This is a genomic window from Staphylococcus sp. SA22, assembly GCF_054165785.1.
In genome coordinates, this window is record NZ_JBSZQY010000022.1 from 1 (window position 1) to 13907 (window position 13907).

At 32.6% G+C, this 13907-nt stretch carries 13 protein-coding genes and 2 pseudogenes; 1 reads left to right on the forward strand and 14 read right to left on the reverse strand.

Annotated elements, in window-relative coordinates:
- The 3 genes and pseudogenes from ACXQH5_RS12895 to deoD all read right to left on the reverse strand — a co-directional run.
- A pseudogene (locus tag ACXQH5_RS12895) lies at positions 1–263 on the reverse strand (deoxyribose-phosphate aldolase); the annotation flags it as partial.
- An 80-nt stretch (positions 264–343) separates the two neighbouring features.
- Positions 344–1696 carry a tetracycline efflux MFS transporter Tet(38) gene (tet(38), locus tag ACXQH5_RS12900; RefSeq protein WP_001100293.1) on the reverse strand — a complete coding sequence of 451 codons (1353 nt, stop codon included), beginning with the start codon at positions 1694–1696 and terminating at the stop codon, positions 344–346.
- A 6-nt stretch (positions 1697–1702) separates the two neighbouring features.
- Positions 1703–2410 (reverse strand): purine-nucleoside phosphorylase, encoded by a 708-nt coding sequence (gene deoD, locus ACXQH5_RS12905; protein WP_000843292.1) that lies wholly within the window; start codon positions 2408–2410, stop codon positions 1703–1705.
- A 235-nt stretch (positions 2411–2645) separates the two neighbouring features.
- Between deoD and ACXQH5_RS12910 the strand changes: the two genes are divergently transcribed.
- Positions 2646–3401, forward strand: coding sequence for a GntR family transcriptional regulator (locus tag ACXQH5_RS12910; RefSeq protein ID WP_001789411.1), 756 nt, complete (start codon positions 2646–2648; stop codon positions 3399–3401).
- Between the two features lie 431 nt (positions 3402–3832).
- On the opposite strand, the gene ACXQH5_RS12915 is transcribed toward ACXQH5_RS12910, so the two are convergent.
- The 11 genes and pseudogenes from ACXQH5_RS12915 to sbnI form a co-directional block, all read right to left on the reverse strand.
- The gene (locus ACXQH5_RS12915; RefSeq protein WP_000874684.1) at positions 3833–4432 is read right to left on the reverse strand and encodes a superoxide dismutase; all 600 of its coding nucleotides are present in this window, start codon (positions 4430–4432) and stop codon (positions 3833–3835) included.
- Between the two features lie 267 nt (positions 4433–4699).
- Positions 4700–6130, reverse strand: coding sequence for an oligosaccharide flippase family protein (locus ACXQH5_RS12920; RefSeq protein WP_000834106.1), 1431 nt, complete (start codon positions 6128–6130; stop codon positions 4700–4702).
- Positions 6120–7358 (reverse strand): O-antigen ligase family protein, encoded by a 1239-nt coding sequence (locus ACXQH5_RS12925; protein WP_000431231.1) that lies wholly within the window; start codon positions 7356–7358, stop codon positions 6120–6122. The genes ACXQH5_RS12920 and ACXQH5_RS12925 overlap by 11 nt, the downstream gene beginning before the upstream one ends.
- On the reverse strand, positions 7339–8505 hold the full coding sequence (locus tag ACXQH5_RS12930; protein WP_000692495.1) for a glycosyltransferase family 4 protein: 1167 nt from the start codon (positions 8503–8505) through the stop codon (positions 7339–7341). Before ACXQH5_RS12930 ends, ACXQH5_RS12925 begins: the two co-directional genes overlap by 20 nt.
- Positions 8506–8714: 209 nt before the next feature.
- Positions 8715–9407: a sugar transferase gene (locus ACXQH5_RS12935; protein ID WP_000736077.1), complete on the reverse strand. Its 693-nt coding sequence runs from the start codon at positions 9405–9407 to the stop codon at positions 8715–8717.
- Complete coding sequence (locus ACXQH5_RS12940) at positions 9370–10350, reverse strand: NAD-dependent epimerase/dehydratase family protein (RefSeq protein ID WP_078065132.1); 981 nt, start codon at positions 10348–10350, stop codon at positions 9370–9372. The genes ACXQH5_RS12935 and ACXQH5_RS12940 overlap by 38 nt, the downstream gene beginning before the upstream one ends.
- 69 nt (positions 10351–10419) lie before the next feature.
- Positions 10420–10542: pseudogene (locus ACXQH5_RS12945) on the reverse strand (hypothetical protein).
- Positions 10543–10685: 143 nt separating this feature from the next.
- Positions 10686–11462, reverse strand: coding sequence for a (S)-acetoin forming diacetyl reductase (locus tag ACXQH5_RS12950; protein WP_000183771.1), 777 nt, complete (start codon positions 11460–11462; stop codon positions 10686–10688).
- Between the two features lie 210 nt (positions 11463–11672).
- Positions 11673–12467 (reverse strand): hypothetical protein, encoded by a 795-nt coding sequence (locus tag ACXQH5_RS12955; protein ID WP_001230657.1) that lies wholly within the window; start codon positions 12465–12467, stop codon positions 11673–11675.
- A gap of 49 nt (positions 12468–12516) precedes the next feature.
- Positions 12517–12945 carry a hypothetical protein gene (locus tag ACXQH5_RS12960; RefSeq protein WP_001055592.1) on the reverse strand — a complete coding sequence of 143 codons (429 nt, stop codon included), beginning with the start codon at positions 12943–12945 and terminating at the stop codon, positions 12517–12519.
- 195 nt (positions 12946–13140) lie between these two features.
- Entirely contained in the window at positions 13141–13905 is a 765-nt protein-coding gene (gene sbnI / locus ACXQH5_RS12965; protein ID WP_001015549.1) for a bifunctional transcriptional regulator/O-phospho-L-serine synthase SbnI, read from the reverse strand.
- Positions 13906–13907 lie beyond the last annotated feature (2 nt).

A 13907-nucleotide genomic window follows, 5' to 3' on the forward strand; every position in this document is an offset into this window, starting at 1 on the left:
ATTTCATCTGCACCATTTTGAATTGCATCTTCTGTTTCAAATGCTTTCGTTGCAGTTGTCGACGCACCTAATGGGAACCCTATTACCGTACAAACTAGCACCTCTGAATCAGCTAGTCGCTCTGCTGCATATTTTACATGCGTTGGATTCACACATACAGATTTAAAATTGTATGCTTTCGCTTCATCGATGATTTGATCGATTTGCGTACGTGTTGACTCAGGCTTCAATAAAGTGTGATCTATATATTTCTCAAATTTCATACTTACTACTCCTCGTGTTATATAATCTCTTTATTTAATTTTACTATAAATACGAATATATCTCGCGAATTTATATCTATTTATTTTTCAGATTGTGTCCAACGATTTAAGATGACGAATAAAACTAATCCGACAATACTCATTAAACCTAAAATAATTAAAATAATACCGAAATGTGAACTTAATGCATCATTGCCTGGGAAATTTAATGCTTTAAAATCGATTAGAGCCGCAGCAATCGCAATACCTACAGATACCGCCACATTAATAATTAAATTATAAAAACCAATAGCCACACCTGTCATATTAAGATCTATTGTTTTAATGGCTTCGTTAAGTAAAGGTGCATACATTAAAGCAAAGCTACCTGCAAAGAATATCATAGAAATGACGAAGATTGAAATGTGATTACCTACTGCAAATGCAGGTAAAATCAAGCTCAGTGCGATTAAAATAATTGCTGTGATAATCGCCTGTTTTGAATTAAGATATTCACCGATTTTACCACTTAGTGCACCAACGATAACTGCTACAATATAACCCGGTACTAATAGCAGTGATGTTGTGTCTAGTTGAAGATGATAAATTTGTTCCATTATGAATGGGAACGTAAAAATATAACCCAATTGGATGGCATACATTACAAATACTATAAATAAAAATGAAGCATAACGTTTATTTTGGAAAAATGATTTGTTTACTAATGGACGTTGAGCATTTTTAATATATAGCGCAAAAACGATAATCGCAATTAAGGCACCAATCATATATAACCAATTAAAGTTCGTAATAAACAGCATGACTGTTGTAGCGATAGTTGCCACTAGAATTAAGCCAACAAAATCTAAATGAGCTTTATTTGTATTATTTTCTTTTGGTAATAATTTAAATAGGAATGGCAACGTAAATACTACGATTAATGCAATTAAAAACATATTTGTCCAGTGTAAATACGTAGAAATAAATCCACCTGATAATGTACCGATAACTAATGACAAGGAATAACTGCTCGTACTTAAGCCAAGGTAAGTCTTCTGGTCCTCTTTAGAAAGATACTTTGCAACATATATCACATATAATGTCTCTGCAGCAGCTAAACCTGCAGTTTGAATAATACGTCCAACTAAAAGTAATGCGAATTGATGTTGGAAAATGTAACCAATAATTGATCCGATAATGATTAATATCACGCCATAAATAAATAGTGTGCGTATACTAATGGCATCAGATAATGAAGCGTATACTACAGCGCCAATACCAATTACTAAACCGGCTAATGTCGCTTGCCAACTTACTGTCGTTACAGAGATATTTAAGTCATCAGCAATGGCTACAGAAATCAATTTAAATGAGTTGTCTATAACCAAACTGAATACAAATAAGAATAGTAAAATAGGTACTGCTTTCTTTATTTTAGAATATTCAACATTCATAATCATCTACACCAATGACAGTGCAATTTCAATCATATCTGTAAATGCACGTTCCCTTTCCTCAGGTGTTGTTGACGTTTCATGAATTAAATGATCGCTCACTGTGAACACACCTAATGCTTCGACACCAGCGTAAATTGCATTCATGTATAATGCAGCTGATTCCATTTCTACACCTAAAATACCCATACGCATCCAACGTTCACTCGCTGTTGTATCCGCGTTATAGAAAATATCACTTGATAACACATTACCTACATGATGACGTACACCTTTGTCACGTGCTGTTTCAACTGCTTTTTCTAATAACTGATAAGAAGCAATTGGCGCAAAATGACCTGGTAATTGATATTGTTGAACGTAATTTGAATCAGTAGAGGCACCTTGTGCAATAATCACATCATATAAATCAATGTTTTCTTGCATCGCGCCACAAGAACCAACGCGAATTAATTTTTTACAACCAAATGTATGAATTAATTCATAAGAGTAAATGCCAATAGATGGCATACCCATTCCTGAACCCATGACAGAAACTTTTTTACCTTTATATGTTCCGGTAAAACCAAACATGTTTCGCACTGTATTGAACTGTTCCACATCGTCCAAATATGTTTCTGCAATGAACTTAGCTCTTAACGGATCTCCTGGCAATAGAACCGTTTCTGCAATTTCGACGTCATTCATTGGTTTAATGTGTGGTGTTGATTTCATAAAATATTCCTCCCAATATTTGTATAGTGATTTGTCTATTTGTCTAACCATGTATATAATAATATTTTTTAAAAGCGCTTTCAAGCATTACATTTTGACAATATTAAGAACATTTTACAGTTATAGCTTCTAACCTTGTATAAAACTAATTTTCAAAGTCTATCTATGTTTAATTTTTATAATTTTTCCAATTCGAGTAAAAATTATTGTATGATGAGAGTGATTAAGTAACTTTATGGAGGTTGTCTACGTGACGCAAACACAACCAAAATTTTTAACGATTTATAATACGTTATATAAAGAAATTCAAATAGGAAAATATCCGAGTGGCCATGCATTACCTACTGAAAAGGAACTTTGTGCGCGCTTTGATGTCAGTCGTATGACTTTGCGCCAAGCTATAAAATTGTTAGCCGAAGATGGCATCGTAGAGAGTACAAGAGGGAAGGGACACTTTGTTATTCCACAAACAAATGCCCAACACGCTTCAAGTATGGATCAATTTAAGCATCCACTTGATCAAATATTGCTAGCTCGCGTATCTATGTCATCAATTAATTATCGTGTTGATTTAGAAAGTGAATATACAAATCATTTGTTTGCAAACCATCCTTCTGCCGTCATTGCAATGGAACGCTATTATCAAAAAAAGGATAATCATTCTAAGCAAGCTGATGCATTTTGCTTTACCTTTATACCGTTAAATGTCATTGACACATTTAAAGTGAATACACAAAACGAAGACGACATGAAGACGTTCGTTGAGCAAACGATTTATAGCAATGCATATCAATCAGATTTAAAAATGTCTATTACCAAAGCGCCCCACTTCAAAAATCATAGTCACGTGTTTGATGGTGATACACATTGTTGGCTGATTATTGAAACATTGTACGCACAAACACCTTATCCAATTATGATTAATAAGTGGTATATTCCACAGGAAATCTCTGAATTAACACTGACACGTATAAGACAATCGGATTATTAAAATTATTGAAATATAAGAAATTTTGTGATGATTATTTAGGAAGTGGGCAAGAAATGGAAAAGCTTGTTACAAGCGCAATTTCATTCAGTCAACTACTGCCAATATAACATTAGCGAGCCTAGGACATTGATTTATGTCCTAGGCTCGCTCATATAATCACACGATTTTTCTATTATTAATCGTATTATGTTTATTTATTTGTTGAACGTTGTCTAAATAATTTTGTTATTCGATGTGCGCTCTTCTCGAAACATTTAGTTCACAAGCACAGAGAACACAAGTAAAGTATTCATCATTGTATATGATTGTACTGTTTTATTTTGCTACTTTTACGTGCTATCCCATTACACAAAAACGAATAAGTAAAGATATTAAGTACAAAAAAGGTGAAACACCTTGTAGATGCTCCACCTCAATTACATTAAGTTATATTATTTTGCTGCTTGGTATAATTCATCAACTTTTTTCCAGTTAACAATATTCCAAAATGCAGTCATATAGTCTGGACGTTTATTTTGATATTTCAGATAGTAGGCATGCTCCCAAACATCAAATAGTAAGATTGGTGTTTTGCCTTCTGTTAATGGATTATCTTGGTTTGGCGTTGTCACAATTTCTAATTTTCCATCATTAACAACTAACCAAGTCCAACCTGATCCAAATAATGTTGTTGCTTTATTTGCAAATTCATTTTTAAATTCATCTAAAGTGCCCCACTGCGCTTTAATGTCGTCTATTACGCCACCTTTTTCTTCAGAATTAGGTGATAGTATTTCCCAGAATAATGAATGGTTAAAATGACCACCGCCATTATTACGAACTGACATCCTCATCGCTTCCGGTACCTTGTCTAAGTTAGCAATCATATACGCTAGTGATTGATGCTCTAACTCTGTTCCTTCAACTGTTGCGTTTAATTTCGTCACGTACGTATTGTGATGTTTGTCGTGATGAAACTCCATTGTTCTTTGATCTATATATGGTTCCAATGCATCATATGCATATGGTAAATTTGGTAATTTAAATGCCATAAGTATATTCCTCCTTTTATGAATATACTTTTATAATAATTAATTTCGGGTGTGTTTTGCAATAATTATTATTTATTTGTTATATCCAATTATATAAAATTTAAATATTCGAAATTGATATAATATTTAATATTGAATGCAAAAAGGCATTTAACTGCTTTTGTTTCCCGCTTTTAAAGAGAATCAAAAAAGACAACTTCCATTTTTCAATAAGAAATTGCCTTTTCTTCTTAATCTTAAATTTCTAAAGTATAGCGTTACCGATACTTAAATTGTTTTATGTCGAAGATGCCTCAATATTTGCCATACGTATTGATTTTTCATAGTCATCATTAATAAAAGATAAACTACTATACCAATCGCAATTAATAGCAGCGTAGCGTACATTGTAGGGGGCAAATAATGATTGACCACACCAAGCACAATAAACATCATAACGGCAGCAATGACACATTGAATCGTACTTACAATATTCAACTTCACATTGATTTTAGTAATATCAATAAATCGCCAAATGAGCAAGAAAAACTCTGTAATTAAACGCGCAATAGCAGCACCGTAAATTCCATAAAAATATATCAAAACAAGACATAATACTAAATTCATTACCGCACCAATAGTAATTGACGCATTATATAATCTTATTTTATTCACTATTAATAAATATTGCCTGCTTATCAACATATTTAAAGGAATGATTAATACAAGTATCGCTAAAATAGTCATCAATGGGACAGTTGATGCGAATTCCTCACCAAAGAACCATAAATAAAATGATGGCATAATTGCAATTAAACCAAAGACCATAGGTACTGTTAATATCAATTGAATATTCATATTATTAGCTAACGTTTTAGTTAAACTATGTGATTTCTGGATAGACATTTTGGTAATACGCGGAATCATTACAAGATCAAATGTATTAATCATTATGATTGCGACCGTTAAAATATTAAATGCGTTAGAAAAGATACCAACTTGTTGGTATGTGCCTACTAAACCAAGAACAACGCAAGAAATACTAGTATATAAGTTGAGCTGTCCATTTGGTAATAAATATGCTAATGACGAACGAAACAATTGCCAGACGTGTATCCAATTAACCGAAACAAAGCTAATGTATCGTTTTAAATAGATAAACAAAGGTAATTGGTTTAATACCGTCACAATAGCAATAGTAAATACATACAATGATAAATCTGATTGATCTTTGACAAAGATAACAACGACACTTAATACAATAACAGACGCAACAATATTACTAAGGCTAGGTATTTTAAACTTTTCAGTTCCAGCATAAAACCATGAAATATCGAGTGCTGCACCTATAATATAGATTCCTTGTAGTAGGAAAATAAGATAGTAATCATCTATAAAGATTGTAATCACAGCGATATACATCGCAAAAACTGTTAGAGACAATAATAATTTACTAACAAAGATATCCCAAAACTGCTGAGACAATTGCCGTTTGTCGTTAACGGACTTGGCGATAACTCTATTAAAATATAACTGAACACCAACACTTGCAATCATCAAAAAGTATTGCACGATATTGAAAGAAAATGAAACAATACCCACACCACTGGGACCAAATGCACGTGAAATAATGGGTATTGTAATCAGTGGTGTCATCGTTCTAATCAATTGGTATAGCCCTTGATAAATAATATTTTCTTTTAGTGAATCACTCTTCATTACGATCCCTTTCCATCTTTTCATATTGAACAATAAAGACGATAATTCCTAAAATAAAAGCGACATATCTTGAGTTATTAAATGATACTGTTAAAAAGTAAATCAGCATCGTCAACATTACAACAATTGCTGTTACATTTTTCCCAGAAATATTAAATCTAAATAATTCAAACAGCAAATAAAGCATAAATATGATAAATAACGCACCGAATAAAATGCCCCATTCCGCAAAAATTTGCAAATATGTATTATGGGCAACAAGTAAAATACCATTAATTTGCGAGCCAATATGTACATAATCCACTAATCCGACACCAAAACCTAATGTATATTTAATTACTGAAATGGCATTTATCCATACAACACTTCGCTCAGATCCACTATCATTTAATGATGCAAATCCCTCTTCAAAAATAGACGCCATTCGATCTAAAGATGGTAAGCCATCTAGATCGCTCAATTGGAATAAATAGTAGTTTATATTATAAAAGGTAAAACAAAGTAATATCAGCATAATCACTAACATACTCACAACACTTACCGCATTTCTACTAAATAACTTTTTAATAAAGAAATAAATGGCTAAGACGATTAATATGATAAACGCAGTCTTAGATCCGGTTGTAGTTAATGACCATAGCAGAATACCACATGCAAGGACCTTGAATATGTAATTATGAATATACTTGTAAGCAAGTACCAATGTAATAATCTGTGTCATCGCGAAATAGTTAGGGTCATTCATTAATCCTTTTGAACGTATTTCATCAAAATATAACAATTTCATTAGTAAAGGGGACTTGTTCAAACCAGCTATAATACAAAATAGACCTATAGTCACACTGCTTATAATATAAGAGGTAACGATCACTTTCTTGCTATTACCTAACTTAAAGATGATCATCCCTAAATAGAAATAAATGACTACAAATGCATATTTAACTGTAGATGCAAGAACTTCCTTAACCGTAATAAATATTAAATCATCAAAAAATAGTAAACAAAGCGTAATAATCATACGATATGTATACAAAATAATGAAAAACTGTAAAAAATGATTTGCCTTTAATAAATGGTTAGCGAAAAACAGTAAATAAACTAATATTAGTAATGTGATAAAGTCAGCTATAGAAACATTCACACCGGCAATAACCGATGATTGCTGAATAAAAACCGCTAAACCGATAAGTAACAATGTTAGTAATTTACTATTGTGTTGATTTTCCATTATAAACGTCTTCCACTTCTTTAATCATTTTCTCCTCAGTAAAACATTCTAAATAACGTTTTCTAGATTGATTACTCATTTTGATGTAATCACTGTCTATTAAATATTTTTCCAGGACTTTGGCAATAGTTTCGGGTTGGTTGTTCATCATACATATACCATTATCAGTTACTAATTCTGAAATACCGCCAACATGACTGGCTATAACAGGCAAACCTGTAGCCATAGCTTCGATAATGCTAATTGGCAAACCTTCATGCTTACTTATTAAAATAAACGTATCGTATTGTGATAATAAATGACTCGCATTAATGACATTGCCCAAAAATGTGACATCATTTTCTAACCCAGCTTGTACAACTTGTTGCTGACAATCATTTAATGTAGGTCCATCGCCTATAAATGTAAAATGCGCATGATTACTGTTATGTAATTTCAATATCTCTATTGCCGCGATTAGATTTTGTGGCAATTTTGGATAAGCAAATCTTGCAATCATAACAAATTGATGCTTTGTCGGGGCATTAATCTGTAAATCTTGTTTATTAGGCAACATCCCAACTACTTCGCCAATATTGTTATGTGATTGGCTTTTTAGCGTTTGCTTAACAGCGGGAACATCTGCAATACCATTATGTATTGTGGTTAATTTCAATCGATTAAATCGATATTTTAGCGCTAACTGTTTATCGAAATCTGAAACACAAATAATGCTATCTGTAATACGTGACATTAATTTTTCGATAACTAGATATAGAAATTTTTTAGCTGGTTTAACACCCTCTGTAAAAGCCCATCCATGCGCAGTAAAAACTACACGTGTGTCTTTCGATTTCGAAATGAACTTCGCAATTCGTCCGACCGTTCCAGCTTTGGAAGAATGTAAATGGATAACATCAGGTTTAATTTTCGAGAATAACTGTGCTAACACTTTGACAGCTAAAATATCTTGTTTAAAGTCAATTGGACCTACTAAATGTTCGATAATAATTACATTAACTCTTGCATCTAGTTGTTCAATCATTGGTCCATGATTGCCTACAATGACATAAACATCATGGTGTACGCAAAAATGGTTGGCGAGTTGAATGAGATGTGTTTGTGCACCACCATTGTCTGCTTTAGTAATACAATATATAATTTTCAACTGTTACAAACCCCTTTAACGCTATACTTTCAATTTCTTAACATAGCTATCTCATCAGATGAATAGTATTTATAGCCATGCAAATCAATGATGGCACATATTTCTTAATGCCATTTGATACTGTCTCAAGGGATTCCTCGTTATACTGTAACAATTGGTCACAATCTTTAAAATGTAACTTTTATTTGAACTTATTAAGTAAATTAAGACTACCTTGAGCCTTCCCCTGTAATAACAACCATCAATGTTCTAATTGATATATATAGTTCCATCATTAAACTACCTTTATGTATATATTTCATGTCATATTTCAGTTTTTGTTGCGGTGTTAAGTCATATCCACCTTGAATTTGCGCAAGTCCTGTTAACCCTGGTGTAACAAGACATCTTTGCTCGAAACCTATCACTTCTGAACTAAATAATTCTACAAATTCCGGACGTTCCGGGCGTGGTCCAATAAAACTCATTTCCCCTTTAACAACATTAATTAGTTGTGGTAATTCATCAATGCGTGTTTTACGAATAAACTTCCCGACATTTGTTATACGATCATCATCTTTATCAGCCCATTGCGCACCATTTTTCTCTGCGTTTTTACACATCGAACGTAATTTGTATATTTTAATTAATTTACCCATCTTCCCAACTCTAACCTGACTATAAATAGGATTTCCTGGCGAATCTATGACAATAGCAATGGCGAATATGAACATAATCGGAAATGTTAAACATAATAAAACGATACTTAATACTAAGTCAATCGCACGTTTAATTGGGTAATAGCCTTTTCTCACTTCTTCGAGTGCATCTAATTTTCTTTGATAATTATAATTTTTATTTATATGAACATCTTCAATGTTATTTTTATGACATTTCCACTTCTTTAGCTGTAACTTCTTCAATAGTATCTACCTCAAAATTAAAGTAATCCTTTAAACCTGTTTCTACTGTATATTTAGGAACAAATCCTAATGCCTTTAAGTTAGAAATATCTGCATAAGAATGCTTAATATCTCCTTTTCGTGCTTCTTTAAATTCATGCTCGACTGATTTTCCATATAATTCACCAATAATACGATAAACCTCTAATAAATTAGTAAAAGTGCCTGTACCAATGTTATAACCGTGTCCAATTGCATCTTTGTGTTCCATAATTAAGCGTACAGATTGAACAACATCATATACATATACAAAATCTCTAGTTTGCAGTCCGTCACCAAAAAATGTAAATGGCTTGTTATGCTCAAATGAATCGAACATCTTTGAAATCACACCTGAATATTGTGACTTAGGGTCCTGTCTTGGCCCAAATACATTAAAAAATTTAACAACCGCTGTTGGTATGTTATATAACGAGCAATAATTTAATGTCGTCCGTTCGCCGTAATATTTATCTATTGCATATGGTGATAATGGTAAGATTAATGATTGATCACTTTTAGGTAAATCAGGAAGATCACCATAAACAGCTGCTGACGAAGCAAAGATAAAACGTTTTATATGACTATTATATTTTTTAATGATTTCTAACAATCTTAATGTTGCTACGACGTTTATTTCCTGAGATAAGATAGGTTTCTCAACCGACTCAGCAACACTAACTAATGCTGCTAAATGAATAACATAATCAAATTGATATGTCTTCATGATTTGTTCAACTGCATCATATTCACGAATATCTAATTCAAACACATGATCGTCAGCCAAACTTTTAATATTTTCTCGTTTACCTGTTCTATAGTTATCTAGAACATAAACATCATAATCTTGTTGTAAATCATCTACTAAATGCGACCCAATAAAACCAGCCCCACCAGTTATCAAAACTCTTTCCAAATCTTCCACCTCTTTTATACATTAAAAATATATCATAAAAACATAAAGTATTGTAAGCTTTTTATCGATATTTTTTATTTATAAAAATAAAATGAGATAACTTCGTGAATTTTTATTGAGATAAATTAGATAGTGGGGTTTTTGTGATGTTTCAGCGTAACTATGCTAGGTGGAACTTAGTAATGCTTTCAACTGATGCATTAGACAGTGACATCATAACTCATTTAGGAACTTCGGTTATTAATTTTCTACCAATACAATCCCTTCTAAGTGCACTAAAAAATCCTTACTGCTAAGTGATTAAACTTAACAATAAGGATTTATTTATCATTAGTGGATGATTATTAACGGAATCTCATACCACCATCTACAATAATTGTTTGTCCAGTAATGTAATCAGAGTCTTTACCGGCTAAGAAGCTCACTACATTTGAAACATCTTCGGGTTGTGAAACTCTGCCCAAAGCAATTTGACTTGTAAATTGTTCCCAGCCCCATGCTTCAGGTTTACCCGCTTCTTCGGCTGTTGCCACTGCGATACTTTCCATCATTGGTGTTTGAACGATACCAGGTGCGAAGGCATTCACAGTAATACCTTCAGACGCTAAATCTTGTGCGGCTACTTGTGTTAAACCTCGCACTGCGAATTTTGTACTGCAATATAAAGACAAGCCTGGGTTACCCTCAACGCCTGCTTGAGATGTTGCATTGATAATTTTACCGCCATGATTGAATTTTTTAAATTGTTCATGTGCGGCTTGAATACCCCATAGCACACCTGCAACGTTCACGCCATATACTGTTTTAAACTGTTCTTCAGTAATTGTATCGATTGGTGTTGTTGGTCCAAGGCCGGCATTGTTAACCATAACATGGAAATCGCCAAATTGCGCTGCAGTTTGTCTTACTGCATTAAATACATCATCACGGTTTGATACGTCTGCTTTGATAGCAATAGCTTTTGTACCATCACTTGATAATTTAAGTGCAGCTGCTTTTGCCCCTTCTTCATTGAAATCAACAACTGCTACTTTGAAACCATCTTCCACTAAACGTTCTGCAATTTTAAAACCAATCCCTTGTGCTCCGCCAGTTACTAATGCTACTTTGTTGTTTGTCATAAAGGTCACTCCTCAAATTACTTTCCTTTAATTACATTTTACTCCTCTTCATTTGAATAGTACAACAAAGGTAACTCCATTTAACAAAATATTCAGATATTTAAGGTATAGTTAAACGCACTACCATTAGTGATTGGCAATGCGTTTAAATGTCGTTTTAAAAGTGCTTATGTTGAATATTATTTTTTAAGTCTCTCGATTAGTTTGTCATCAATCTTTTTTCGAGACATGGTCTTTTGATTCAATCGGCGGTTGCGTGTTATCACTGTCAACTTTAGTTGTAGCTTCATCTTTATGTATTTCTTCGTTTAATCCTTCTAGGTTTTTAGTCGTGGAATTTTTAAACTCAGGATGTTCTATCATGTCTTGACTATCAAGTTCCTTTTTACACGTGTCTTTATGTGATGCTTGATTTGCGTCAGTACTAATCTTTTTTAATATTTCACTTGAATCAAGGTGAATATCAATTGTTTTGTCATCAATTAGTTTTTTATTTCCCACTGTATGTGCTACTTTAATTGAATCATCACTATGTTTTATCGAGACAGACTTGTACACAAGTTTATAACGTATTTCTTGTTTAGAAGCTCCTTTGTGACTTTGAACAGCAACAGTATTTTCTGCAGATAAAGATTTTTTTCTAATAAAAAGAGAAATGGCTACAATAAACCAAAGTATTGCAGATACAAAGTTGTATAATAACGCAGCAATAATCGCATATACAACTAATATGATACCTTTTAAAATTCTTCTTTTAGATAAGTCAAATGCTAGTACAGTAACAGGTAAGACTGAAAATATAATTAGACATGTAGCAAATATCATAAATGAAGTGGGTGTTTTTAATAAATCTCCAATTTCATTACCTGTTAACAAAAATAAAAATCCAAAAAATGATCCAAAAAATAATGTAAATATATATATGAGCAAAGCTATAATAGCCATGTATGCTATTTGAATATATATACCCATCCATATTAATATCAATTCTATATTTTTCCTCATGCTCATTCCCCATTTATTTAATATTTATACTCCGCCTTAAATATTCACTTTATTCTTTAGTAATTTTATCTTTAGATTCAAATTGATTCTCTGTACTTTCAATATCAACTTTTTCATTCTCATTCTTACCTGTTGACCCATCTTTTGAATATTTAGTCCAAATAAGAAAAATGCCGCAAGCCACCCATAACATTGATGAAAGGTAATTAAACATACAAAATGCCACAATCGCATAAACAATAAAAAGCGTACCTTTTACTTCCATTTTATTCTCTAAGTTAATCGCGGTTAGGATAGGTGGTAAAGTTAAGATAAGAATGATTACTAATGCTATTAAAACAGCTATTTCAGGGCTTGCTCCTTCAGCATTTATAAAAATGATAAAGGTTGTCATGCTAACAATGACGACGTTATAATACATTTGCACTGCGATGCCTATCCAAATAGCGATTCTTCCTATAATTAAATCCATATTCATACTCATTCCCCATTTATTTAAAATTTATACTTTACCTTAATATACCTTATTTTATTTAATTTTTATATGCAAAATACAAAAATGGAGAACTTCAATATTTATAAAATATCAAAAGTTCTCCACACTATATTATTTTATTATATTTTCGCTATCAATACGCTAAATCATCATATTTCCCTCAACATCACAGTAAAACTATTGCTCCACCAAGTATACTTTTTCAGTATAGCATCTCATATTGGCAAACTTATCTGCTAAAAACTGCTTCCAATTGCGCAGTTGTTCAACATCATCATCTTGTTTAAGTAATGCCAGTGGTACTTGAAGATTAAGACATCGTCCTGAAATATTAAAGCGTGTCACACCTGCTGGCACAGTTTCCCCTTTATGAACAACCGCTTCAATTTCCTTATAACTCAATGGCTGATACTTCATGAGTACATCTTGTTGAGAAAGACAAGGATATGTACCTTGTGCAATTCTCTCTACAGAACAACAACCACTATAACTTGCGACAACCTTTTCCCATACTTGAAAATGTGCTTCGCCTAAATCTTTTGTATACAAATATTGTTCTGTATCCCCATGACACATCGTAATAAATGGCGCTTCTTGTCTTGTCTCAGTAGTCCATGGCAAGCGATGTTCTTGTTGTAACGTTTCCCACCACACACCAAATGGAACTTTATGTTGCCACGTACTAATTGAATATTGTGTTTCATGGATTTCTTGCACTGGAACTTTCTTACATCCTAACGCTTTCAAACTTGTATACCGATGCACACCATCTATAACCATATATCTTCCATGTTGCATCGCTGTCACTAAAATAGGATGACGTATAAAATCATCTGCTTCAATACTACTTTTCGTCTTTTCCAATCTTAAAGGTTCGAATGTTTCGTGAAGATCAATCTTATCTACTGGTACCAATTTTAAATGTTCATGAATATGATTCAATA